General features: G+C 70.1%; 21 protein-coding genes and 1 pseudogene. 5 read left to right on the top strand and 17 right to left on the bottom strand.

Annotated elements, in window-relative coordinates; all coding sequences use genetic code 11:
* Positions 1–4 precede the first annotated feature (4 nt).
* Together ACFP2T_RS05975 and kdd are read right to left on the bottom strand one after the other, a co-directional pair.
* Positions 5–1,615 (bottom strand): amidohydrolase, encoded by a 1,611-nt coding sequence (locus tag ACFP2T_RS05975; RefSeq protein WP_377418190.1) that lies wholly within the window; start codon positions 1,613–1,615, stop codon positions 5–7.
* Between the two features lie 4 nt (positions 1,616–1,619).
* Positions 1,620–2,693, bottom strand: coding sequence for an L-erythro-3,5-diaminohexanoate dehydrogenase (kdd, locus tag ACFP2T_RS05970; RefSeq protein ID WP_377418188.1), 1,074 nt, complete (start codon positions 2,691–2,693; stop codon positions 1,620–1,622).
* A 153-nt stretch (positions 2,694–2,846) separates the two neighbouring features.
* Here kdd and ACFP2T_RS05965 point away from each other — a divergent pair, with 153 nt between their 5' ends.
* Positions 2,847–4,286 carry a KamA family radical SAM protein gene (locus ACFP2T_RS05965; RefSeq protein ID WP_377418186.1) on the top strand — a complete coding sequence of 480 codons (1,440 nt, stop codon included), beginning with the start codon at positions 2,847–2,849 and terminating at the stop codon, positions 4,284–4,286.
* Between the two features lie 13 nt (positions 4,287–4,299).
* Here the strand turns inward: ACFP2T_RS05965 and ACFP2T_RS05960 are convergent, their stop codons facing one another.
* From ACFP2T_RS05960 to ACFP2T_RS05930, 7 genes are all read right to left on the bottom strand, one after another.
* Positions 4,300–4,494, bottom strand: coding sequence for a CsbD family protein (locus ACFP2T_RS05960; protein ID WP_377418184.1), 195 nt, complete (start codon positions 4,492–4,494; stop codon positions 4,300–4,302).
* Between the two features lie 376 nt (positions 4,495–4,870).
* Positions 4,871–5,716, bottom strand: a complete 846-nt coding sequence (locus ACFP2T_RS05955; RefSeq protein WP_377418182.1) for an MOSC domain-containing protein — start codon at positions 5,714–5,716, stop codon at positions 4,871–4,873.
* An 82-nt stretch (positions 5,717–5,798) separates the two neighbouring features.
* Positions 5,799–6,791, bottom strand: coding sequence for a sulfate/molybdate ABC transporter ATP-binding protein (locus tag ACFP2T_RS05950; RefSeq protein WP_377418180.1), 993 nt, complete (start codon positions 6,789–6,791; stop codon positions 5,799–5,801).
* Positions 6,788–7,621, bottom strand: a complete 834-nt coding sequence (locus ACFP2T_RS05945; protein WP_377418178.1) for a sulfate ABC transporter permease — start codon at positions 7,619–7,621, stop codon at positions 6,788–6,790. Before ACFP2T_RS05945 ends, ACFP2T_RS05950 begins: the two co-directional genes overlap by 4 nt.
* Positions 7,614–8,465 carry a sulfate ABC transporter permease subunit CysT gene (cysT, locus tag ACFP2T_RS05940; protein WP_377418176.1) on the bottom strand — a complete coding sequence of 284 codons (852 nt, stop codon included), beginning with the start codon at positions 8,463–8,465 and terminating at the stop codon, positions 7,614–7,616. The genes ACFP2T_RS05945 and cysT overlap by 8 nt, the downstream gene beginning before the upstream one ends.
* Positions 8,465–9,481 (bottom strand): sulfate ABC transporter substrate-binding protein, encoded by a 1,017-nt coding sequence (locus ACFP2T_RS05935; protein ID WP_377418174.1) that lies wholly within the window; start codon positions 9,479–9,481, stop codon positions 8,465–8,467. Before ACFP2T_RS05935 ends, cysT begins: the two co-directional genes overlap by 1 nt.
* Positions 9,482–9,581: 100 nt before the next feature.
* The gene (locus ACFP2T_RS05930; protein ID WP_377418172.1) at positions 9,582–9,995 is read right to left on the bottom strand and encodes an RrF2 family transcriptional regulator; all 414 of its coding nucleotides are present in this window, start codon (positions 9,993–9,995) and stop codon (positions 9,582–9,584) included.
* Positions 9,996–10,318: 323 nt separating this feature from the next.
* Here ACFP2T_RS05930 and ACFP2T_RS05925 point away from each other — a divergent pair, with 323 nt between their 5' ends.
* Together ACFP2T_RS05925 and ACFP2T_RS05920 are read left to right on the top strand one after the other, a co-directional pair.
* Entirely contained in the window at positions 10,319–11,503 is a 1,185-nt protein-coding gene (locus tag ACFP2T_RS05925; RefSeq protein WP_377418170.1) for an erythromycin esterase family protein, read from the top strand.
* Between the two features lie 112 nt (positions 11,504–11,615).
* Entirely contained in the window at positions 11,616–12,089 is a 474-nt protein-coding gene (locus tag ACFP2T_RS05920; RefSeq protein WP_377418168.1) for a RidA family protein, read from the top strand.
* A gap of 101 nt (positions 12,090–12,190) precedes the next feature.
* On the opposite strand, the gene ACFP2T_RS05915 is transcribed toward ACFP2T_RS05920, so the two are convergent.
* From ACFP2T_RS05915 to ACFP2T_RS05890, 6 genes and pseudogenes are all read right to left on the bottom strand, one after another.
* Complete coding sequence (locus tag ACFP2T_RS05915) at positions 12,191–14,668, bottom strand: M14 family metallopeptidase (RefSeq protein WP_377418166.1); 2,478 nt, start codon at positions 14,666–14,668, stop codon at positions 12,191–12,193.
* Between the two features lie 262 nt (positions 14,669–14,930).
* Positions 14,931–15,593: an ABC transporter permease gene (locus tag ACFP2T_RS05910; protein ID WP_377418164.1), complete on the bottom strand. Its 663-nt coding sequence runs from the start codon at positions 15,591–15,593 to the stop codon at positions 14,931–14,933.
* 47 nt (positions 15,594–15,640) lie between these two features.
* A pseudogene (locus tag ACFP2T_RS05905) lies at positions 15,641–16,045 on the bottom strand (ATP-binding cassette domain-containing protein); the annotation flags it as partial.
* 2 nt (positions 16,046–16,047) lie between these two features.
* A complete protein-coding gene (locus ACFP2T_RS05900) occupies positions 16,048–16,554 on the bottom strand; it encodes a hypothetical protein (protein ID WP_377418162.1) in 507 nt (168 codons plus the stop codon).
* 65 nt (positions 16,555–16,619) lie between these two features.
* Positions 16,620–16,979, bottom strand: coding sequence for a DUF4180 domain-containing protein (locus tag ACFP2T_RS05895; RefSeq protein WP_377418160.1), 360 nt, complete (start codon positions 16,977–16,979; stop codon positions 16,620–16,622).
* Positions 16,972–17,433, bottom strand: coding sequence for a helix-turn-helix domain-containing protein (locus tag ACFP2T_RS05890; protein ID WP_377418158.1), 462 nt, complete (start codon positions 17,431–17,433; stop codon positions 16,972–16,974). Before ACFP2T_RS05890 ends, ACFP2T_RS05895 begins: the two co-directional genes overlap by 8 nt.
* Before the next feature lie 126 nt (positions 17,434–17,559).
* Between ACFP2T_RS05890 and ACFP2T_RS05885 the strand changes: the two genes are divergently transcribed.
* Complete coding sequence (locus tag ACFP2T_RS05885) at positions 17,560–18,390, top strand: class I SAM-dependent methyltransferase (protein WP_377418156.1); 831 nt, start codon at positions 17,560–17,562, stop codon at positions 18,388–18,390.
* Between the two features lie 69 nt (positions 18,391–18,459).
* Here the strand turns inward: ACFP2T_RS05885 and ACFP2T_RS05880 are convergent, their stop codons facing one another.
* A complete protein-coding gene (locus tag ACFP2T_RS05880; protein WP_377418154.1) occupies positions 18,460–18,756 on the bottom strand; it encodes a hypothetical protein in 297 nt (98 codons plus the stop codon).
* Between the two features lie 165 nt (positions 18,757–18,921).
* Here ACFP2T_RS05880 and ACFP2T_RS05875 point away from each other — a divergent pair, with 165 nt between their 5' ends.
* Entirely contained in the window at positions 18,922–21,789 is a 2,868-nt protein-coding gene (locus tag ACFP2T_RS05875; RefSeq protein ID WP_377418152.1) for an AfsR/SARP family transcriptional regulator, read from the top strand.
* Here the strand turns inward: ACFP2T_RS05875 and ACFP2T_RS05870 are convergent.
* Complete coding sequence (locus ACFP2T_RS05870) at positions 21,752–23,587, bottom strand: serine hydrolase (RefSeq protein WP_377418150.1); 1,836 nt, start codon at positions 23,585–23,587, stop codon at positions 21,752–21,754. The two genes, ACFP2T_RS05875 and ACFP2T_RS05870, sit on opposite strands and share 38 nt — an antisense overlap.
* Positions 23,588–23,615 lie beyond the last annotated feature (28 nt).

Below are 23,615 nucleotides of genomic sequence, written 5' to 3'. Positions count from 1 at the left end.
CCGCTCACGGCGTACCCTCCTCGTAGATCACCGAGCCGCGCAGCACGGTGCGTCGGCACCGGGGCAGCGGCGTCGGATCCTCCGGCCCCCGCAACTCCGGACTCGCCGACAGCAGCACCGGCAACCCGCCGTCGACCCCGGCCGGGGTCGACCAGACCGCGAAGGTCGCCGCCGCACCCGGAGCCAGCACGCCCTCCGCCACCGCCCGGTCCCGACCCGCCACCCCCGGCCGCCGCACCCCGTCCGGCAGCGCCCGCCACCCGCCGCGGGTGTGCGCGGCGAACGCCGCCCGCGCAGTCATCCGGTGCACCGGGTTGAAGTGCGCCATCGCCGCCCGCACCGAACCCCACGGATCCAACGGCGTCACCGGCGAATCCGACCCGAACGCCAACGTCACCCCCACGGCGTGCATCGCGCCCATCGGGTTGGACGCCAGCGACCGCCGCACCCCCAACCGCGTCGCGTACATCCGCCGCTCGCCACCCCACAGGCGGTCGAACGCCGGCTGCATGCTGGCCACGATGCCGTGCTCGACGAACCCGGCGATCAGCGGCTTGTCGATGATCTCGGCATGCTCCACCCGGTGCCGGGCCGCCCGCAGCCGCTCCAACCCGAGCACCCCGGCCGCGCCGGCGAACCCGGTCAGCACCGTGCCGATCGCCGCGTCCCCGATCGCGTGGAAGCCGCCCTGCATCCCCTGCGCGGCGCAGTCCAGCAGATGGTCGCGGACCTGCTCCGCGGTCAGGTAGCCGTGCCCGCACCCGTCCGGCTCACCATCGGCGTACGGCACCGACAGATGCGCCGTACGGGCCCCCAGCGCCCCGTCGGCGAACAGGTCCCCACCGGCACCGACGGCACCCAGTTCACGTGCCCGGGCCGCACCCATCAGCTCGCCCCAGTAGCCGTACACCTCGGGGCCGTCGACACCGGAGCGGGCCAGCACGGCGGTGAAGTCGGCCTCGCTGGAGATGTCCGGTCCACCGCACTCGTGCACCGCCGCTATGCCCAACGAGGCCGCCCGGCGCAACATCACCTGCTGCGCGGCCGCCCGCTGGTCCGTACTCACCGACCCGAGTGCCACCTCGCGGACCAGGTGGTGTGCGTCCCGACGCAGCCACCCGGACACGTCGTAACCCGGCGCACCGGCCACCTCCGGAACCGCCGCCAGCAGCGCCGACGAACAGAGCGCGGAATGGATCGACGCCTGGGACAGGTACACCCGCCGGCCCCCGGCGGCCCGGTCCAACTCCATGGCGTCCGGCACCCGCCGGTCCGGCCAACCCGACTCGTCCCAGCCGTGGCCGAGCACCACCGCGTCGGCCGGCAGGTCGGCCGCGAACCCGGCCACCGAGGCGCACACCTCGTCGCCGGAGGCCGCCCCGGACAGATCCAGTCCGGACAGCGCCAGTCCGGTCGACGTGGCGTGCACGTGGGCGTCCACGAAAGCCGGCGTGACCAGTGCGCCGTCCAGGTCCACCGAACGGTCGGCAGCGGGGGCGTCGCCGTCGGTGCCGAGCCAGGCGATCCGCCCGTCCCGGACCAGCAGCGCCGTCGCCCGCGGATCGGCCGGGCAGTACAGCCGGCCGCCGCGGTACAGCGTCGAGGGGTTCGTCATGACATCAGTCTGCCGCGAGCCGGGCCTCGAACAACGCACGCACTCCAGGCACCGTACGCAGCAGAGACAGCGCCACCTCGGCATGTCCCGGCAGGTAGCCGTTGCCGATCAGCATCGTCACGTCGGCGGCCAGCCCCTCGGCGCCGAGCGCGGCGGCGGCGAAACTCGTCGCCATCGAGAAGAACACCACCGACCCGCCGTCCGCGGTCGCCAGGATCGCCCCGTGCTCGCAACCGGGCACGTCGACACAGACCACCGTGACGTCCGCCGGCCCGCCCAGCGCCCCGGTCACCGCCGCCGCCAGCGCCACCGGATCCCGGGCGTCGGCCAGCACGACGTCGGTGGCCAGATCGGCGGCGAGCAGCGCGTCCCGCTCCGCCGCCATCGGAACCACCCCGACCGTGCGGCGGGCGCCCGCCCGACGGGCGGCGGCCAGGGACAGCGAACCGCTCTTGCCCGCACCGCCGATCACCGCGACCGTGGGGGCGTCGTACCGGCCCACCGTGCGGGCGGTCAGGGCCGGGGCGCCGCAGACGTCGAGCACCGCCAGGCTGAGCCGCGGGTCGAGGTCGTCCGGGAGTACGGCCACGATCGAGCGGGCGAACAGGATCGCGTGCCCGGCACACGGCACCTGCTCGGTCCGGCCGTCCCAATCCGCGAGCCCGTCGCTGATCGCCAACGGGGTCAGGGTGAGGGAGACCAACGTCGCCACCCGGTCACCCGGACTCACCCCCAGCGGTGAGTCCGGTCCGACCTCGTCCACGGTGCCGACGAGCATCCCACCCGAACCGGTGACCGGATTATGCATCTTGCCCCGGTCACGGACGATGTCGAGGACTTCGGCCCGTACCGCGGCCCCGTCCCCGCCGTGCTTCTCCGACAACTGCCGGAAGCTGGCAGCGTCCAGGTTGAGCCGCTCGACCGTGATCCGCACCTCGTCGCGACGGATCTCCGGGCGGGCGTCCAGCCGGTACGCCGCCTGCGGCAGCACCCCGGCGGGTTCGACCACCCGTCCCAGCCCGACCGCCGACGTCGGCGTGGCGTCCCACGGCGCCACCACAGCGTCCCGCGATGTCATGCCCGGACCACCTCCTCATCATCGGCAGACCGGCGCTCAGCCATCCACTACCGCAGTTGACAGGAAAACTTCCGGCAGAATATTTCCTCTACGGGAAATCTTCCAGTAGCGTTTCGGATCGAGGCTACGGCACCCGACACCTGAGGAGGACCCGTGACCCAGGTCGAACCGGCTACCACGGTGCTCGCGCCCCGCAGCGCACCCACCCCGGCCCAGTCCGAGAGCCCGGACCACGCCACCACCCCCGGCCAGCCGTACGAATACCGGCGCCGCGCCCTGACCGAACCCGACTGGACCCGCTTCCCCGGCTGGCGGGACGTGACCCGGGACCAGTGGGAATCGGCCCAATGGCAGCGGGCCAACTGCGTGAAGAACGTCCGACAGCTCCGCGCCGTCCTCGGCGACACCATCGACGACGCCTGCTACGCCGACCTGACCACCGACCAGGCGACCCAGGCCACCATGTCGATGCTCGTACCGCCACAGATGCTCAACACGGTCGTGCCGCACGCACCGATGACCTCCGACGCCTTCCGCGCCGACCCGATCCGGCGGTACATGCTGCCGCTCGCCACCGACCGGCGCACCGACTGGCCGTCACACCCGTACGCCACCCGGGACTCGCTGCACGAACACGACATGTGGGTCGCCGAGGGACTGACCCACCGATACCCCACCAAGGTCCTCGCCGAACTGCTCTCCACCTGCCCCCAGTACTGCGGGCACTGCACCCGGATGGACCTGGTCGGCAACTCCACCCCGACCGTCGAGAAGCTCAAACTCACCCTCAAGCCGGTCGACCGGTACGACGCGCACATCGCCTACCTGCGCGCCCATCCCGGCGTACGGGACGTGGTGGTCTCCGGCGGCGACGTGGCCAACGTGCCCTGGCGGAACCTGGAGTCGTATCTGATGCGGCTGCTGGGGATCGAAACCGTCCGCGACATCCGGCTCGCCACCAAGGCGCTGGCCGGTCTACCCCAGCACTGGCTCCAGCCGGAGGTGGTGGAGGGGCTGGAACGGGTCGCCCGGACCGCCGCCCGACGCGGCGTCAACCTGGCCATTCACACGCACGTCAACCACGTCCAGTCGCTGACTCCGCTGGTCGCCCGCGCCGCACAGACCGCTCTCGAGGTCGGCGTCCGCGATGTGCGCAACCAGGGTGTCCTGATGCGTGGAGTGAACGCGACCACCGCCGACCTGCTCGACCTGTGCTTCGCACTTCAGGGCGAGGCCGGCATCCTGCCGTACTACTTCTACATGTGCGACATGATCCCGAACGCGGAGCACTGGCGGGTACCGGTCTGGCAGGCCCAGCAGCTCCAGCACGACATGATGGGTTACCTGCCCGGCTACGCCACGCCCCGGATCGTCTGCGACGTGCCCTTCGTCGGCAAGCGCTGGGTGCACATGCTCACCGGGTACGACCGGGAGCGCGGGATCTCGTACTGGACCAAGAACTACCGTACGTCGATCGAGTCCGCGGACCTGGCGGCGCTCGAACGACGCTACGCCTACTACGACCCGATCGACACGCTGCCCGAGGCCGGCCGGGCCTGGTGGGCCCGGCACGGCGCTCAGACTGCTCACTGAGGACGGACGACCGTCAACGGTCGAAGGTCTCCTTGACGTTGCGACCGGCCTCCTTCACGTTCGTGCCGGCCTGCTTCGCCTTGGCCTGCGTCTGCTGCGACGAGCCCTCGCCGCGCATCTGCTCGTTGTCGGTCCGGTCGCCGATCCGCTCCTTGGCGGCACCCTTCAACTCCTCCGCCTTGTTGCGCATCTTGTCCATAGCACTCATGTCGCACACTCCTCACCTCGATGGCGCCGCTCATGGCGGCTGCCCGCTGGTAATTTGCCCGACATGCCGGAGATGAAACCTACCTAATCCCCCCATAAGTCCCAACCGCCGTGGCGGCGGCAGTCGACTGCGTCCAGGTCCCCCAGATCCGGCCCGTGAGCATCTGCCCTGGTCCCCTGCGCCAAGGCTTTTGGCTCCCGCTTCTGGGTTGGTGCGTTCGATTTCGATACGAGTGTGCCGGTCGGCACACTGCGTAAGGCATCCTAGGAAGCTAGCCTAGGAATTGGACGGGTTACGGCAGGCGGAGAACGGCCGGGGCGTAGCCGGTGGGCCTTCCCTTGTGGACGGTGTCGCCTGCCCGAGCCGACCGTTCCGGTCAGTCCAGCAACTCCACGGTGTCACCCACGCTGACCGTACGACCTTCGCGGGAAGGTCCGTCCGGTTCGGCCCGCACCGTCAGCTGTAGACCGAAGAGGAGCTTCTGGCCGATGTTCCGCCGAGCGGCGAGCATCCATAGCGGCTCCCGCCCCCGCTGCCCGGTCTCCTGGTCGATCGTCGCGATCAGACAGCGGCCACACTCGGCGGCGCCCTGGAACACGGCCCCACCGATCCTGATCCACCGGCCGACCCACTCCCCCTCGGCCCACGGCGCGGCACCGCTGACCACCAGGTTGGGGCGGAACTGGATCATCGGCAGCGGCCCCTCGGTGCTGCCCGACTCCAGCAGCCAGTCGTTGAACGCCTCCAGCGACGCGGTGTTGGTCAACACCAACGGGGTGCCGTCGGCGAAGCTCAGCTCGGCGCCGACCCCGGCCGGAACCGGCCAGGGAACGAGGTTTCCGGTGGGGTCACCGAGCCAGACCAGCCGGGCCTTGCGCCCCAACAGCCGGTTGAGCCAGTCGTCCGCCTCGGCGCCGGCGGCGAGTACCGGTGCGGGCGGCCGCCCCCGGTACACCCGGACCTGGACCGCCTCGCCGCCGGTCGGCTCGGCCAGATCGAGCGGAGCCAGCCCCGGCGCGTCCAGGGTCAGCCCGCCCGGTCGGGACACCGCCCGCATCGTCACCAGTTCCCGGTGCTGGCGTTGGGTCAGGCCGAGCCCGTGTTCGTCCACGATCAGCCAGCGCCGGTCGCCGTCCAGACCCCACGGCTCGACCCGCGCCGTGTCGCGGTCCATCCGACGGCACCCCTTCACCGGGTACGTGTGAATCGAGGCGATTCGCATCCGGCCAGGATGACACGACGCGGCGTGACTCCGGTACCCTCGCTCCGGCGGCCATCCGTTACCGGGCAACCCCGATGCGGTATCAGGTGGCTCGGAGGATCTCCGATCGGTCGCCGGCGGTCGTGTCGGAGTGGCTCTGGGGTGCGGGTCGTACCTGCACTGTGGACCCGACCTCCACGTTCAGGGACAGGAACTCGTTGCGGGTGAGCGTGACCGTGACGATCTGATCGCTGGTGGTGATCTCGGCCCTGATCTCGAAGCCGATCCGGGTGATTCTCGTTATCCGGCCGGTCACGTCCGCTGGATCCGCGGCACCCGTGTGGATCTGCAGGTCGTGCGGGCGGACCAACCGGTCGCCCAACTGGGTGACCGGGCCGAGGAAGCGCATCACGAAGTCGTTGGCCGGCTGGTCGTACAGGTCGTCGGGTGATCCGATCTGCTCCACCCGACCCTCGTTGATCACGACGATCTCGTCGGCCACCTCGAGCGCCTCCTCCTGGTCGTGGGTGACGAACACGGTGGTGACATGGACCTCGTCGTGCAGGCGGCGCAGCCAGTCCCGTAGCTCCTTGCGGACCTTGGCATCGAGGGCACCGAACGGCTCGTCGAGCAACAGGACCGTGGGCTGGACCGCCAACGCGCGGGCCAGGGCCATCCGCTGGCGTTGGCCGCCGGACAGTTGGGATGGCAGCCGGTCGGCGAACTGTTCGAGATGGACGAGGGCGAGCAGTTCCTCCACCCGGCTGCGGATCTCCGCCTTGGGCCGCTTACGGATCTCCAGCCCGAACGCCACGTTCCGGTGGACCGACAGGTGCTTGAACGCCGCGTAGTGCTGGAACACGAATCCGACGTTGCGTTTCTGCGGCGGGAGGTTCGTGGCGTCGAGACCCTCGATCTCGACCCGGCCGCTGTCGGCACGCTCCAGCCCGGCGATGATGCGCAGCAGGGTGGACTTGCCACCGCCGGACGGGCCCAGCAGCGCGGTGAGCTGGCCGGACGGGATGCTCACGGACACGTCGTCGAGCGCGACGAATCCCCCGAAACGCTTCGCGACGTTCTTGATCTCGATGCTCAACGCTGGTCCTTCGGCCGGATGACGGAGACGACGATGATGCAGGCCACGGCGACGAGGGCGAGCAGGAAGGCGGTGGCGTAGGCGCCGCCCTTGTCGAAGTTCAGGTACTTCTCCTCGACCACGAGGGTGGCGGTACGGGTCTGTCCGAGGACGTTGCCCGAGACGACCTTGACCGCGCCGAACTCCCCGAGTGACCGGGCAAGGCTGAGGACGACCCCGTAGATGACGCCCCATTTGATGGCGGGCAGCGTGATCCGGCGGAAGGTCTGCACGGCGTTGGCGCCGAGGCTGCGCGCGGCCTGCTCCTGCTCGTCACCGACCTCCTCCAACACCGGCACCACCTCGCGGATCACCAATGGCAGCGCGACGAAGACCGTGGCGAGCACGATGCCGGGCGTCGCGAAGATGATCTGAATCCCCGCATTCTGGAGGGTTGGCCCGAACCAGCCGGTACGGCCGCCGTAGACCAGTACCAGGGCGAGGCCCACGACGATGGGCGAGACCGACAGCGGTACGTCGAGCAGGGCGTTCAGCAGTCGCCGGCCGGGAAAGGTGTACCGGACCAGCAGGAGCGAGATCCCGACCCCGAAGACAGTGTTGATCACCACTGCGATGATCGCGACCAGCACGGTGAGCCGGAGCGCGTGGACGATGTCGGGGTCGTCGAGAATGCTCCGGATATCCGTCGTGCCGTCGGCGAACGCGTTCCTGCCGACGAGGGACACCGGCCAGGCCACCAGGAGGACGAGGTAGCCCGTGACGATCAGACGCAACAGGTACGTGCCGGGGCGTCGACGGGTGCGGACCCGGGCAGCGGTCGGCTCAGCCACGGCGAACCACCCTCCGCTGAATGACGTCGACGGCGACGATGACCGCAAAGGAGATCGCCAGCAGGACCGCCGCGACCGCCGCGGCGCTCTCCAGGTTGTCGTTCTCGATGCTGCTGAGAATCCGTACGGAGGTCACCTCGGTACGCATCGGCAGGTTGCCCGAGAGCAGGACCAACGAGCCGTACTCGCTGACGCCGCGCGCGAACGACAGGGCGGCGCCGGCCGCGATGGCCGGAGTCAGGCTCGGCAGGATGATCCGGCGGAAGACGGTGAACCGGCTCGCCCCCAGTGAGGCCGCCGCCTCCTCTGCCTCGCGGTCGAGTTCGGCCAGCACCGGCTGCACCGTGCGGACGACGAACGGGAGGGTGACGAACAGGAAGGCGAGGAGGACGGCGACGCGGGTGTTCGCGATGTTCACGCCGAGCGGGCTGTCCGGGCCGTACAGCGACAGGAGCACCAGGCCGGCGACGATGGTCGGCAGCGCGAAGGGGATGTCGATCAGCACTTCCAGGGCACGCTTACCGAAGAACCGGTCGTCGCGCACGAGCACCCAGGCGATCATCGTACCCATGACGATGTTGACGAGGGTGACCAGGAACGCGGTGCCGACGGTCAACTGGATCGCGGCCGCGGTCTGCTCGTTGGTGACCGCCCGCCAGAACTCGGCCCACCCGGCACCGGACGCGGTGACGATCACCGCGGTCAGTGGAATGAGGACGAGCAGGCTGAACCAGAGCATCGCCACCCCGAGCCCCAACCCGGAGGTGCGGGTGAGCCGCCGACCGTTCCGGGCCGACCGGCGCCCCCGCACCGGCCGACCCGGAACAAGGATCGCTGACGTCATTACGCCTTCCCGGACGCAGCGATGATCTTGACGATGATGCCGGTCTTCTCGTCGAAGAACTTCTTCGACAGCGCGGACCAACTCTCGAAGTCCTTGTCGACCGTGAGTAGCTTCTGCGGGGTCGGGAAGGGATCATTGGGATCGCGGGCACCCTCGATGCCACTGGTGTCGATGCCGTCGATGATCGGCCGGAAGCCCTTGAGCGCGAACTGGCGCTGACCGCCCGGGCTCAACACGAAGTCCAACCACGGCTTCGCCTTCGGGTCGGCGTTCTTGAGGATCGCGCCCGGGTTCTCGATCAGGATGGTGGTCGCCGGGATGACCCAGTTGAGTTTCTCACCGCTCTGGGTGGCCAGAATGGCCTCGTTCTCGTACGCCAGCAGGACGTCACCGGTGCCGCCGAGGAAGGCGGTCGTGGCGTCCCGGCCGCTGCCGGGCAGCGACACCACGTTCCCGAAGAGCTTGGTGAGGAACTCCTCGGCCTGCGCGTCTGTTCCACCATTGGCGGAAACGTGCCCCCAGGCCGCCAGCGCGTTCCACCGGGCGGCGCCGGACGAGGCGGGATTGGGCGTGACGATCTTGACTCCCGGCTTGATCAGATCGTCCCAGCCCTGGATGTTCTTGGGATTGCCCTCCCGCACCGCCAGGACCACGATCGACGACGACACGATGCCCTTGTTCGGACCGTCGTCCCAGCTCTGGTCGACCAGGCCCGCGTCGACGAGCCGCGTCACGTCGCTACTCACCGAGAAGTGCACGTAGTCGGCCTTGAGCCCGGCCACCACCGCGCGGCTCTGGTCGCCGGACGCGCCGTAGGAGGACTGGAACCGTACGCCTTTGCCTTCATCGGTCTTGTTCCACGCGGCGATGATGGCCTTGTTCGCCGCCTCGGGAACCGCGAAGCCGACGATGGAGAGCGTCGTGGCGTCTCCGGTCGCCCCGTCGCCGCCTCCGCAGGCCGACAGGGCCAGGGTGCCCACAAGCGCGAGAGCGACCGTCGCTCTGATCCGGTTCATCTATCCCCTCTTATTCCTATCGAGTTAGTCGGTTTTGTGGGTTGACGGTAGGCGGGACGTCGCGGTTGCGTCAATAGCCGTCCGGTCCGGCCGTCGAGGCCTAGGGTCCGGGTGCGCTGGCGAGAAGGTCGGCCAACGTGGTCCGGTCGACGACCTCCGTGATGGCCAGGTCCAGCGAGAGCCACACCTTCCGCAGACCCCTCGCGGTGCCGTCGTAGCTGGCCAGGGCCGTAGGCCGACCGCGCACGGTGGTCACCAGAACCCCCTCGGCGGCCCGCAGGATGTCTCCCACACTGATCGCCTCCGCCGGCCGCGCCAGGCCGTGGCCGCCCTCCGTACCCCGGAAGCTCAACAGCAGGCCACCACGGCGCAGATCCGTCAGGATCGCCGCCAGGAAACTCATCGAGATCCGTTCCGCCGCGGCGATCTCCGAAGTCTTGACCAGACGCGGATGGGAGTCGGCGACGACCAGCATCGCCCGGACGGCATAGTCGGTACGAGCCGAGATGTGCACAGCAGTGTCCCCCGATCGGTTCACCCGGGACGAGGGGCAACCGAGCCACGCGGTCGCTCATCACCGTGCCCGCGAGCCCAGCGCCGGAATTCCTATCTAGAAGATGGGGATACTGTAGTTCAGGATGACGGGGAGTCAACATGCCTACCGGCTGGCGGCGCCAGGAACCACCACGGGGTCCGCCGGTCACGCACGGATCTGGTGTGGAGTCCCGCCCTCGCCCGCGCCCGAGTGCGGTCTCGCCGGTTTGAGGGTACGCCCACGTCATCGGCCAGAAGTGCTGGCAAAGCTTACACAGGTGGTTCAGCGATAGAGTTGAAGAAATGACGGCCTTGATCGGGGACGCCGCCCGTCCCTTCACCGGTGGCGCCCTCACCGCGCTCCTGTCCCCCGCCACCCGCCTGCTCGGCCTCGGCGAGCCCACCCACGGCGTCGACGCCTTTCTCGAGCTGCGCAACGAACTCCTCCGCCACCTCGTCGAACACGAGGGCTACCGGTCGATCACCCTCGAGAGCGACTGCGTGTCGGGCCTGGCCGCCGACGCGTACGTCACCGACGGCACCGGGACCCTCGACGACGCGATGAGCCGCGGGTTCAGCCACGGCTTCGGCGCCTCACCGGCCAACCGCGAACTCCTGCGCTGGATGCGCGCCTACAACGAGCATCGGCCCCCGCACGAACGGCTGCACTTCTACGGCTTCGACGGCCCCCTGGAGATAACCGGCCCCGCCAGCCCCCGCCCAGCCCTGACCGCACTGCACGACTACCTCGCCGCCCACCTCGACCTGGACCGGAGTCGCGAGAACCTCGACGAACTGATCGGCTCCGACGAGCGCTGGACCAACCCGGCCGCCCTCACGGATCCCACCCGGTCCATCGGCCGCGCCCCCGAAGCCAGGGAACTGCGCCTGATCGCCGACGACCTGCGCGCCCTGCTCACCGCGCACGCTCCCCACCTGACGTCCGCGACCTCCCCCGACGACTGGTGGCGTGCCGACCTGTACGCCCGCACCGCCGCCGGGCTCCTGCGCTACCACGCCGGCATGTCCGATACCACGCCCACCCGCATCGGCACGCTGCTGGGTCTGCGCGACGCGATGATGGCCGACAACCTCGACGCCATTGTCCGGCGGGAGGCCCGTCGCGGTCCCACCCTCGCCTTCGCCCACAACCTCCACCTGCAGCGCGACAAGAGTCATATGCACTTCGCCGGCCAGCCGCAGCAGTGGTGGAGCGCGGGAGCCATCATCGGCACCCGCCTCGGCGACCAGTACGCCTACGCCGCCACCACCTTCGGCAGCCGCGGCTCCGATATCCCCCACCCCGACACCCTCGAAGGGCTCCTGTCGACCCTTCCCCACGCCCGTTCCGTCATCGATCCCGGCCGCCTCGCCGCGGTCCTCGACCGGAAGCTGACCCCCAGGGTCCCGGTCGACCACACGTACTTCTCCCTCGACCCGGCCAGCACCGACCGGAGCGACGCCATCGTCTTCGTCAAGGAAATCTGAGCCTCCACAGTGGCGACGGTGGCTCGAGTGGCGAGGGTGGTTCGCTCGGCCGGGACCCGGCGAGAAAAGCCCGAGTTGCCCTGTTATCACCGTAGTCGGGGGATACTCGGGTGTGTTGTCACGCCTGGCGATTGCAGCGACCGAGGAGAAGGACATGGCTGGGGCAATTGGCACCGGAGACGTCGGTGGCCTCGAATTCATCAATCCCGAGGGCCTCTACGACCCCTCCCCCAACGGATATTCTCATCTGTCGGTGTTCCCTGCCGGCTGGCGGATGATCCTGCCCGCGGGCCAGGGCGGAGAGACGGAAGATCAAGTTCTGTCGTCAGACTTCCGCGTACAACTCAGGCAAGCAATCCGGAACACGGAGATCGTGCTCGCCGCCGCCGGAGCCAGGTTGGCCGACGTAGCAAAGTTCACGCTCTACGTTGTTGATCACGACAGGAAGAAGTTCCAGATCATCGTCGAGGAATTCGCACAGGTGTGGGGTGACCGGAAGCCTGCCTGGACGCTGGCCCCGGTGCCGGCGCTGGCACTTGACGGCATGCTCGTCGAAATCGATGTCATCGCGGTCGTACCCGGCTGACGCCGTGATGGGAGGAGATCAGCGACATCGAGCAAACGCGACCATTGCCTCGTCAGTGCGGTTCCGCCCGCACCGACGAGGCAATGGTCACCGGATAGGCGCTACTTCCTGATCGTGATCGTCGCCGTGCGGTACTTGTTGCGCTTGTCGTTCTTGGCCGGGTCGTAGTTGTTCTCGACGTTGCCGGCGCTGTCGACCGAGAACCAGCGGAACGTCGTGGTCCTGGTCACGTGGAACACCTGCCCCGGCTCACGGAACTCGGTCGCCTCGTAGCGTGGCGACTTGAGGGTGGGCCGGCTGCCGTCCGTCGTGTAGTAGATGGTGGCCGGCTCGCTGGTCTCGAAGCGCACATCGACGGGCCTGGAGTACTTCCCGGCGCCGGGAACGAGCCGGGACGTCGGGTCCTTCTTGTCCTTGCCCCACTCCGCCGCGATCCGGAACATCTCCATGATGCCGTTGGCGTACTCCATCGTCTCGGCGTGCCCGCTGACGAGGTTGGGATCGCCGACCCACGGCGGCTGGAACGAGCCGCCCTGCCAGTTGCCGGTGTCCGGGTTGTAGACCGAGCCGCCGACCTCCCAGCCGAAGGCGTAGATCCCGTAGGTGTGGTACAGATCCTCGCGGACGTTGCCCGCCGAGGAGTAGAGGACGTCCGACGAGCCGCCGACGTTCTCCGGCGTGACGACGGTCTGCCGGTGCGCCTTGACCTGCGACAGGATCCGGGCGGCCGACTGCCAGTAGAACGCCTCGTCACCCAGCGGCGGACGCGGGGTGGTGATCCGCCCGTCCGCGATGTAGGCGCCGGGCTGCCAGAACAGCTGGCCGCCGTTGGAGTGCACCGACATCATGAACTTGATGTTCGAGTACTTCTCGACCAGCCAGATGATGTTCTTCGACTCAGGCTCGGACAGCTCCTCCGGCCCCTGGTAGGTGTCACTGACGCAGCTCGTCGACGCGCCCGAGTAGCCGTCGTGGCCCGACCCGACCCGGTAGTTCCGGTTCAGGTCGACACCCCAGGAGTTGCGACGGGCCGGATCGGCGTTCTCGTCCGGGCAGTGGTTCGTCATGTTCCGACGCTGCGAGGCGAAGTTGTAGAAGCTGTAGTTCGCCCCGTCGGGGTTGTTGGACAGGATGAAGAAGACGTCGGTGTTGTCGACGATGTTCTTCGTCTCCCGGTCGGACCTGTAGTTGTGCACCAGACGCTCGGCCGACTCCAGCGAGGTCGTCGCGGGCACCCACTCACGGGCGTGGTCCTGCGCCTGGATCAGGACACCTGGCTTCTTTCCGTCGCGGTGCTTACCGATCCGCAGCACGGGAATCGTGGCCGGGCCGCGCGGCACCTCACCCTCCGGTGCACCGACGCGCTTCTGGTCGAGGAAGTCGGTCAGCGCGACCGGGCCGGGCGTCGACGCGACGATGCCGGTACCCGTGCTGGTGCGGTACGGGTGCGACCGGTCGATGAGGCCCTGCGACTGCGCCCGCAGCGCCGCCGCCACCTCGGCGGCCGTACTCGCGAGCCCGCCGGAGGCGTCCTTCGCGAGGAGGACGCGGACCGCCTTGCCCACGACCTCGACGGTGAGCGGAAGGTCCGCCCCCGGCCGGTCCACGAACTCGACGGTGATGTCGTTGCCGCCCTCGTGGCCCCACGCCGCCGAGCTGACGACGACCGCCGCCTCCCCGGTCCCACCGATCGTGGCCTGCGCCTTGCGCTGGTAGCCGTTCGTCCGGTTCGGCAGATACACGATCTCGGCGATGTCCGGGTACTGGCGGGCGATCTCCTCGGCGCGGCTGTAGAGCTGCTGCGGGTGCTTGTAACCGTCGATGAAGTCCCACTTGTAGCGCGGGTTCGCCGTCAGCGGTGGCGGAGCGTCCTCGAGCCAGTTGGAGACGTCGCCGATGGCGACTCCGCCGGTCGAACTCGTGACCCGGATCTGCTTCGGGCGGGCGTCGAGCTTGAACAGGTTCCGGTGGAACATGTACTGCCCGGAGTCGACGAACCGGCTCATCGTCCGGGCGAAGCCGAACGGCGTGCCCCGGCCCGAGTCGTTCTCGAGCTGCATCGCGACGACCGGCTCCTCCTGCTGCCCTTCGGTGGTACGTGCCTCGACGTAGAGGAAGCCCTGGCCCTTCGTGGTGAACCAGTCGGCGCGGACGACCCGTACCGTCTCCGAGTGGGTGAGCGGCTGGACAGCCCGCGCGCCGAGGGCCTGGAGGCCGCCGTCGGCCTCGTCGCTCCACGCGAAGCTCTCCTCGTTGCCGAGGATTCTGACACCCATCGCCTGGAGTTCGGCGATCTGCTTGGCGGTCACCACCGCCTCGCCCTCGATGCCGGTCGGCACGCGCCTGACGCCGTGCTCGAGGTCGAAGCCGGCGCCGACCACCTTGTCCAGCATGTCGGCACCGGTCAGGTGGATGTGTACGAGACGTACCGACTCCCGATCCTCCAGGTGGGATCGTCCCGAGCCAGCCGTGGCTGTGGACTCCGCGGGAACCGCACCTGCGGGCGCGGTCGCCATGAGGACGGTCCCCACCAGGGCGGGCAGCGCGAGAAGCGCGATGCGCAGTCGTCTGCGTCGCATGCTCCCCTCCTTCTCTTAGCGGCCTGTGGTTGATGCCGTGGCCGACCCGGGTGCGGGCCGGACCGATCTGTTCAGGACGGTCGTGCTAGCTCGCCCAGCGGCGGAGCCTCGGTACACGGCAACGGTCGCCGTCGTAAGAAGGATTGTGCGGCTGTGAGCGAGCTGGGTGCGGTGAGCGTATGTTCATTTTTCGCACCGACGGAGCGCACGAACGGGATCTTGAGCATTACTTGAGCTTGTCGCCCGACAGCCGGCTGCCTGCTCAGGTCACCTCCCTGCGCACCATCCGCACCGCCCCGGCCGCCATCGGAAGGACGATCCAGAAGACGATCGACGCGGTGAGTCGAGCGGCGTCGCCACCGGTCATGTCGCCGGCCGCCAGGGCAGCGGTGGTGGAGTTCAGGTCGAGCCACTCGGCGAGGAGCGCACCGGTGGTACCGAGCTTGCCGACCACGGTCCACAGCATGGTGCTCGACAGGTAGATCACGATCGCGGCCGGTGCGTTGAGCAGGAGCATGCCCAGGGCGAGCCCCATCGCGACCACGAGGACGTTCGTCGCGGTCCAGCCCAGCAGGGCGAGCGGCTCCACCTGCCAGTTGGCCGGGACGTCCCGGGCGGCGGCGACGGCGGCCGTCACCGGTACCGCGACCGCGATGGCGAACAGCGAGGCCGCCACGGCGGTGATCAGCGGTGTCAGGCACTTGGCGGTCAGTACCCGCCCGCGTCGGGGTTCGAGCGTGAAGGTGGTCAGGGCCGTACGGTGACTCCACTCGCCCGTCACCGTGAGAATGCCGAGTACCGGGAGCAGGGTCCCGAGTCCGATTCCGGCGGTGCCGATCAGGGTGTGCAGCGCCGGACCGGCGACGGTGCCGCGACCGATGATGGCGGCGAGTACCAGGATGACCAGGATGCCGACCATGATCATCCCGCTGCGGGTGTCGAACAGTTTGCGGGCCTCGACGGCCAGTAGCTGTCGAGGCCGTTGGCCGGTTCGTCCAGGATCAGCACCTGGGGCCGGCCGAGTAGTGCGTGACCGATACCGAGACGCTGCCGCATTGCGAGCGAGTAGCCGCCGACGGTCCGCCGCCCCTCCCGGCGGGTCAGGCCGACCAGGTCGAGCACCTCGTCGACCCGTGACCTCGGCCGCCCGAGCGTCATCGCGCCCAGGGTCAGGATCTCCCGCCCGGTACGGCCGGGATGTTGGGCACCGGCATCGAGCAGCGTGCCGACCTGGGCGCCCGGGCAGGTCAGCCCGGCGTACGGCTGGCCCAGGACGGTGGCCGAGCCCGAGGTGGCCCGGGACAGCCCGACGAGGATCCGCAGGGCCGTCGACTTGCCGGCGCGCTGTCGCGCCCCGGGGCCAGGTCCGCCGGTCAGGGCTACGACGGATCCAGTGGGTCCGCGCCGAGGACGGTGGGCGACGCCAGCCGCTCGACGTAGGCGGCGCGGTCGAACCGGAACGGCCCGAGTCGCAGCATGCCCCACTCGGGGCGGAGGGGCTGCCGGAAGCCGGTCCAGGTGACCGCGTCCGCGTCGACGGCGATGCGGGCCAGCAGTGGCCAGCAACCCCAGATCCCGCAGCCACAACCCAGTAGGGCGAGTTCGCCGGGCTCGTAGCCGCTGTAGTTCGGGTACTCGACCTCGCCGAGGAAGTGGCGGGACGGCCACGCCACGTCCTCGGCCGGTAGGCCGCCGTGGCCCTCCAGCAGAAAGCGATCCCGTTCGATCTCCGAGTCGAAGTCCTCGTCGTCCAGCTCCAGCGCCCACAGCGGTGCCACGACCTCCGCGACGATGCTCCGCAGGTCGCTGCCGTCGATCCGGGCGCCGACGACGAGAGCGTGCGGCTCTTCCCGCGCCGGGTAGGTGGTGAACTCGATGACGTTCATCGGAACGGACCGACCGGACTCCTGCTGGACCGACCGGTCGACACCCGGTGCGAGCGGCCCACCCGTCAGCCCAGCCGGGTGTCGAGTTCGCCGAGGTCGTCGACGAACCAGACCTGGCTGCCCCGGTTGGACTCGAACACCAGGTCGCGCAGTGCCGTGCTGGCCGCGACGTGCCCGGAGATGTCGCCGACGACCACCAGGCGGATCCGGTAGTTGACGAACTTCTGCATGATCTCCCCCGCCAGCCCGGTACGCAGGGCGAAGAACCGCTCGTCGAGCCGGCCGACGGGGACGGCCACGATGTCCGCCCGGGAGAAGGCGGAGCCGATCACGTCGAGCGCGTCCTGGGTACCTCCGATCGGCGCGCCCTCGTCGCCGCAGACGAGTACCGGGACGCCGCCGTACTCGGTCACGAGGTCAGCCATGGGGGGCCGCCGGGCGGTCGGGGTCGGTCAGGAACATGCCGTTCTCCGTTTCGAGGATTCCGTCGATGGTCTGCAGGACTTCTGCCGTCGTCGCGACGCCGCCCAGGATGATGACCTTGAAGCGGGTGCGCGCCTCGTCGTAGACCGTCTGGATGCGCAGCGGCTCGCCGGTGTCCCGGGGCAGCTGGGCACCGGCGACGAGCAGGGTGCTCAGGCGGTCGGCCGCCAGGGCCCCGATGTCGTCGATCTCCACGATGGTGGAGACCTCCACCCGGGATCGGACGGCGTCGGCCGGTCGACCGGTGAACGCGTCGAGGTCGGCCTGGGCGATGCGGTACTGCTTGCCGATCCGGACGGCCTTCAGCCGGCCGGCGCGGATGTAGCCGCGGACCGTCCGCACGTGCAGGCCGAGCCGCTCGGCAACCTGCTCCACCGAATGCCAACCACGCTCCATAACTCCCTATCCTACTCATGACAGATACAGATAGGGAGTGACGAGTACTGTGGGCGGCTGCTACGCCGGCCGGGCTGCCGACCGAAACGGGTTGCGGGCGAGGCCCCCGGACAGGAAGGTGCCCGGATGGACGTCGAGCAGGCCATCGCAGCAAACCGGGCAAATTGGGATGAACGGGTAGCCTCGCACCTCAAGGCGTACGGCGTCGAGGATTTCGTGGCCGCGTCCTCGGCCATCACGGACGTCGTCCGGGACGACCTGGCGCTGATGGCCCCGCACCTGCCGGACGGGTCACCGGCCGGCCTGTCCCTGCTGCACCTGCAGTGCCACATCGGCCTGGACACGCTGTCCTGGGCCCGACTGGGTGCCACCGTGACCGGGGTCGACTTCTCGGCGGAGTCGACGGCGGCGGCCAGGGAGACCGCCCGACGCGCCGGGCTCACCGCGACCTTCCTCGACAGCGAGGTCACCCACGCCTCCGAGGTGTGTCCGGAGCGGTACGACATCGTCTACACCGGCATCGGGGCACTCCCCTGGCTGCCCGACCTCGGACGATGGGGACGGACCGTCGCCCAACTCCTGCGCCCGGGCGGGCTGTTCTACGTCCGGGACTCGCATCCGGTGCTGAACACCGTGGAGTACGACCGGACGGACGGTGAACTCGTTCTCCGCCAGCCGTACTTCGCCACCGGCACACCGCTGCGCTACGAGCACGGGACCACCTACGCCGACGACACCATACGACTCGCCAACGCGACGACCTTCGAGTGGCAACACTCGCTCGCCGAGATCGTGCAGTCACTCCTCTCCGCCGGGCTGACGCTGACCTCGCTCGCCGAGCATCGTTCGATCCCGTGGCAGGCGCTGCCGCAACTGGTACCCACGCCGTACGGGTGGATGCTGCCCGACGGGGACGAGCGGCTGCCGCTGACCTTCTCCCTCACCGCCGTGCGGTAGCGCGCCGGTCGACCGTGCCGGCGGGCCGGGCCGGCCCGCCGGCACGGTCGATTCCCCCCGCTGCCCCGGTCAGCCGATCTCGTACCACCAGTCGACGCCCCGACCACCACCGGCACAGGTCGCGGTCGACGTGGCACCGATACCGACCCAGGGGCCGTAGTGGTCGTTCTCGAACTCGCCCTTGACCACGCAGAGGATGCCGGCCCGCACCAGCCCGGTGCCGCCGGTGCACCGCGCCCGGGTGGTGTTGCCCGACGGCGTCGCGGTGCAGTTGGTCGGCTCGGCCGAGGCGGCGGTCGCGCCGACCGCGATGAGCGGTGCCGCGAGTACACCGGTGACCAGTAGGCGGGTGAACAGGATCTTCATCGGGACTCCCCCATTTCTGTGCTGAATGCTCGCCGGGATCGCCGGACCGGTCGACCCGGGAGCCACGCTCGCATCGGAACCTGGACAGCTACCTTGCGGCGAACTTGCATTCCGACAAGTATCGATATGTGTAATTCGATCACGGGTTGTTCCGGGGGCGGACGCATGAACCTGCGGCTCTTCGGTGAGATGCAGCTACGGGCAGCGGGGCAGCCGCTCGAGGTGGGGGCTCCGCGGCAGCAGGCCGTACTGGCGGTACTGGTCGTCGACGCGCCCCGGCCCGTCGCGATCGAGACCCTGATCGACCGGGTGTGGGACGAGGCCCCGCCCGCCGAGGCCCGCAACGTGCTGTACTCGCACCTGAGCCGGATCCGGCAACTGCTCGGCCGGGCAGCGGTCCTGGAGGAGGCGGCGGCGCCCCGGCTCGAACGCCGGCACGCCGGCTACGTCCTGAAGATCGATCCGGATCGGGTGGACCTGCACCGGTTCCGCCGCCTGGTGGACCAGGGTCGGGACGCGCGGTCCGCCGACGCCGACCGGGCTCGCGCGCTCGCCGAAGCCCTTGACCTCTGGGCCGGATCACCGCTGGCCGCCATTCCCGGCGAATGGGCCGGGCAGATCCGCGACAGCATGCATCGGCTCCGGTGCGAGGCGGCGGTACGGTGGGCGCGGGTCGAACTGCGGCTGGGCAACCCGGACGCGGTGATCGGCGTACTGCCCGACCTGATCGCCGAGTACCCGCTGGTGGAGCCCCTCGAAGCGCTGCTGCTGCGGGCGCTGCACGCGACCGGGCGGGACGCCGAGGCCATCGAGCGCTACGCGGGGGCCCGACGACGGCTGGCCGACGCGCTCGGCACCGATCCCGGCTCGGAACTGCGCGACCTGCACCGGATGCTCCTGCGTGGTGAACCCCCGCAGACGCCGCCGCCGGACCCCGGTGCGCCGACCATCCGGATCGCCACACCGGCACAGCTACCGCCGGACGTGGCGGGCTTCACGGGCCGCGAGGCGGAGCTGCGTGAACTCGACCGGTTGGTGCTGGCGGCGACCGGCCCGGCCGAGACCGTGGTCATCTCCGCGATCGACGGCACGGCCGGGATCGGCAAGACCACCCTGGCCCTGCACTGGGCGCACCGGGTAGCCAGCCAGTTCCGCGACGGGCAGCTGTACGTGAACCTGCGCGGCTTCGACCCCACCGGCTCGCCGGTCATCCCCACCGAGGCGGTGCGGGGGTTCCTGGACGCGTTCGAGGTGCCCCCGGAGCGGATCCCCGTCGGCCTGGACGCCCAGGTCGGCCTGTACCGGAGCCTCCTGGCCGGACGGCGGGTCCTGCTGGTGCTCGACAACGCGCGCGACGCGGAGCAGGTACGCCCGCTGCTGCCCGGCGCGGCCGGCTGCGTGGCCGTGGTCACCAGCCGCAACCAGCTCGCCGGTCTGGTGGCCGGTACCGGCGCGCATCCGCTGACGGTGCGGCTGCCGAGCGTCGCCGAGGCCCGCGACCTGCTGGCCCGCCGGGTCGGGCCAGAGCGGGTGACGGCCGAACCGGAGGCGGTGGAGGACATCATCACGCTCTGCGCCCGGCTGCCGCTCGCGCTGTCCATCGTGGCCGCCCGCGCCGCCGCCAACCCCGGCTTCGGACTCGTCGTACTCGCCGGCGAGCTGGCCGGGGCACAGAGCCGGCTGGACGAGTTCACCGGCGCGGACCCGGCCACCAACGCGCGGACGGTGTTCTCCTGGTCCTACCACCAGCTGAGCCCGGCGGCGGCGCGGCTGTTCCGGCTGATCGGCCTGCACCCCGGTCCCGACCTCGCGGCACCGGCGGCGGCCAGCCTGGCCGGTCTTCCACCGGGTGCCGCGCGGCCGGTGCTGGCCGAACTGACCCGGGCCCACCTGCTCAGCGAGCCCACGCCCGGCCGGTACACCTTCCACGACCTGCTGCGTGCCTACGCCAGGGAACAGGCCGAGGGCACCGATCCCGAGGACGAGCGTCGGGCCGCCGTACACCGACTGCTGGACCATTACCTGCACAGTGCCAACACCGCCGTACTGGTGCTGGAACCGACCCGGGATCCGGTCACCCTCGCCGCACCAGGCCCGGGCGTGACCCCCGAACGGTTCGCCGACCACCGGCAGGCGCTCTCCTGGTTCACCGCCGAACACGCCGTCCTGCTGGCCGCCATCGACCAGGCGTCGTCGGCCGGTTTCGACGTCCACACCTGGCAACTGGCCTGGACGCTCACGACGTTCCTCACCCGCCGGGGACACTGGCGCGACAACGTCGCCGTTCAACGCGTCGCGCTGGCCGCCGCCGAGCGGCTGGCCGAGCCCGCCACCCGGGCGCTCGTGCACCACCACCTGGCCCGCGCGTACTACCGGCAGGGCCGCCTCGACGACGCGCAGAGCCACCTGCTGCGCGCCCTCGACCTCGCGGCCCAGGCCGGCGACCTCGTCGTGGAGGCGCACAGCCACGTACGTCTCGCGATGGTCTGGGAGCGGCGCGAGCACTTCGCCGAGGCGCTCGACCATGCCCGGCACGCCGCCACGCTGTTCCAGGCGGCCGGCCACCGCCCCGGCCAGGCCAGCGCCCTCAACGACATCGGCTGGTACTACGCCCATCTCGGCGATCACCGGCGGGCCCTGACGTTCTGCGAGCGCGCGCTCGCCCAGCACGAGGAGTTGGGCAACCGCCTGGGGCAGGGGATCACCTGCGACAGCCTCGGCTACGCCCACCACCACCTCGGCCATCACCGGCAGGCCATCGTGTACTACTGCCTGGCGCTCGACCGGTTCCGGGACCTCGGTGACCGTCAGGAGGAGGCCGCCACGCTCACCCGGCTCGGCGAGACGCACCTGACCGACGGCGACACCGACGCCGCCCGGACCGCCTGGCGGCACGCGGTGGCGATCCTCGACGACCTGAACCGGGCGGAGGCCGACCGGCTCCGGGCCAGACTGCGCGAGCTGGACCAGGAGAGCAAGCCGACGGAAGTGTTACCTACAGCGACGGACCGTGAACGTGGAGAACGGCGTTGACGGCGTCCCTGATCTCGCCTCGTTCGGCGTCGCTGACCCGCCGGTTGAACAGGAACGCGAAATCCAGCCCGTCGCTGCGGCTGGTGGCTCCGCTCGACGTTCCGTCCGTCGCGCCGTACCGGGTGCCCACCTCGCGTCCGGTGAGATGCGTGCGGTCGGCGTTCCACACCGGGTACCGCGCGATCACCCGGGTGATCGAGGGCGCGGACGTGATCAGGCCGCCGGAGCCCGTGGCGGTTTCCAGGACCAGGTCACCTCCGTAGGCGTTCGGGGCGAGGGCGTCCGGCGCGAGGTCCAACTGCGAGGCGTGCACGTCGGCGTGGTCGTAGCCGACGACCTCCCCCGGCTGGCGCGCCCGCACGGCCGTCGCTCCCACCGCCACGTCCCTGATGTCCATCTCGGCCAGTACGTACCGGTCCAGCGCGCCGATGAACGGCAGCCCCGACGCCCGCTCGACGACCGCGGTCAACAGGTGGAAGGCGGCGTTCGAGTAGAGACCGCCGGTGGGGACCTCGCCGACCAGCGGAAGCCCGTACAGGTACCGGAGGAGGATGTCCAGGGGCACGGGCGCGACCGAAACACCGAGCTGGGCGGCGATCTCCCGCTGCTCCCGGCCGAAGTCCCTCGGCAGCCGACTGGTGCGCAAGACGAGCTGCTCGACGGTGATCGAGTTCATCGCGGGGTCGACCGCGGTGCCGGACGGCAGCGCCGACGTGACTCCGACGAACGGGAACGCCGTCGTACTCCACGCCAACCGACCGGCCTCGACCAGGCGGCTGAGCGCCGCGGCGGTGAATATCTTGCTGAGGCTGGCGATCCGGAACGTCGTACCGGGCGCGGTGACCGGATAGCCCGGCTCGGCCCAGGTGTATCCACGGGAACCCACGATCGTCCCGCCACGGCCGATCGCCACGCTTCCCGCCCGGATCCCGCGGTGCACCATGAACCGGCGTAGTGCGGCGTCGAGATCATCCGCACCGGCGAAACCCGCGCCGGTCACGCTCCACCGCCGCGACGTCGGGACGTCGTCCGCCGCGAATACGGCCGCGTACCGGGCCCGGTCGCCCGCTCCACCGGCCGCCACCACGACCGGTCGCCGGCCCTCGGCGTTCTGGGCGTCGAACACCTGCTGGTACTCGGCCGCCGATATCCCGTGTCTCGCGTACCACCCGCCCACCTGGTCGCCCCGGAAGACCGACAGCAGCCATCCGTCCGCGGCCACCGACAGCCCGGCGGGTCGCATGCCGCCCTCGACGAGCGCGGCGAAGAAACGCTGGTACGACCCGGAAGCTGTCCACCACCAGGACCACGGCACCGCGTCGGAGTTCCGCACCCACACCCCGGCGAAGCGCCGGTCGGACTCGTGCCCGTACACCGCCAGGCACCGTGGGAGATATCCCTCGTCGTAGGCCCGCCGCTGTTGGAAGGCGAGCGAGTCGGGATCGGTGTCCGGGCCCCACCGGAGGCCGTGCCGCGCGAACCACTGCTCGTCCGCGCGCTGCTCGAACACCGCCGCGAACACCTCCGCACCGGACGCCCCGACCACACTCAGCACGGTCGGCGCGAAGCCCAGGTCGGAAAGCTCGTCAACACACGCCTGGTACTCCCGGGCCGACAGACCGTGCACGCCCCGCCAGGCCGGCCCCGAACGCTGTACCCACACCGCGGCGTAGCGGGGGTCGCCCGGATCGCCGGAGACGTTCAACCCGACCGGACGGAAGCCGTCCCCGGCCAACTCGTCGAACCGGCGTTGGTGGCTGGCGCCATCGACCTGGTGGTAAGCGGCGAACCCCGACATTGGGTTCCTCCCGGTGAGATGGTCCATC

The organism is Plantactinospora solaniradicis, from assembly GCF_042658085.1.
GTDB lineage: Bacteria > Actinomycetota > Actinomycetes > Mycobacteriales > Micromonosporaceae > Plantactinospora > Plantactinospora solaniradicis.
The sequence above is the reverse complement of the archived record's forward strand: the minus strand, read 5'-3'. Positions and strand labels throughout refer to the sequence as shown.

Coding starts and splice junctions, on each gene's coding strand:
- ACFP2T_RS05890 (WP_377418158.1), bottom strand. CDS start 17,433: ATGGAGCGTGGTTGGCATTCGGTGGAGCAGGTTGCCGAGCGGCTCGGC.
- ACFP2T_RS05935 (WP_377418174.1), bottom strand. CDS start 9,481: ATGAACCGGATCAGAGCGACGGTCGCTCTCGCGCTTGTGGGCACCCTG.
- ACFP2T_RS05875 (WP_377418152.1), top strand. CDS start 18,922: ATGAACCTGCGGCTCTTCGGTGAGATGCAGCTACGGGCAGCGGGGCAG.
- kdd (WP_377418188.1), bottom strand. CDS start 2,693: ATGACATCGCGGGACGCTGTGGTGGCGCCGTGGGACGCCACGCCGACG.
- ACFP2T_RS05915 (WP_377418166.1), bottom strand. CDS start 14,668: ATGCGACGCAGACGACTGCGCATCGCGCTTCTCGCGCTGCCCGCCCTG.
- ACFP2T_RS05900 (WP_377418162.1), bottom strand. CDS start 16,554: ATGAACGTCATCGAGTTCACCACCTACCCGGCGCGGGAAGAGCCGCAC.
- ACFP2T_RS05885 (WP_377418156.1), top strand. CDS start 17,560: ATGGACGTCGAGCAGGCCATCGCAGCAAACCGGGCAAATTGGGATGAA.
- ACFP2T_RS05975 (WP_377418190.1), bottom strand. CDS start 1,615: ATGACGAACCCCTCGACGCTGTACCGCGGCGGCCGGCTGTACTGCCCG.
- ACFP2T_RS05870 (WP_377418150.1), bottom strand. CDS start 23,587: ATGTCGGGGTTCGCCGCTTACCACCAGGTCGATGGCGCCAGCCACCAA.
- ACFP2T_RS05960 (WP_377418184.1), bottom strand. CDS start 4,494: ATGAGTGCTATGGACAAGATGCGCAACAAGGCGGAGGAGTTGAAGGGT.
- cysT (WP_377418176.1), bottom strand. CDS start 8,465: ATGACGTCAGCGATCCTTGTTCCGGGTCGGCCGGTGCGGGGGCGCCGG.
- ACFP2T_RS05910 (WP_377418164.1), bottom strand. CDS start 15,593: ATGATCATGGTCGGCATCCTGGTCATCCTGGTACTCGCCGCCATCATC.
- ACFP2T_RS05925 (WP_377418170.1), top strand. CDS start 10,319: ATGACGGCCTTGATCGGGGACGCCGCCCGTCCCTTCACCGGTGGCGCC.
- ACFP2T_RS05880 (WP_377418154.1), bottom strand. CDS start 18,756: ATGAAGATCCTGTTCACCCGCCTACTGGTCACCGGTGTACTCGCGGCA.
- ACFP2T_RS05895 (WP_377418160.1), bottom strand. CDS start 16,979: ATGGCTGACCTCGTGACCGAGTACGGCGGCGTCCCGGTACTCGTCTGC.
- ACFP2T_RS05955 (WP_377418182.1), bottom strand. CDS start 5,716: ATGCGAATCGCCTCGATTCACACGTACCCGGTGAAGGGGTGCCGTCGG.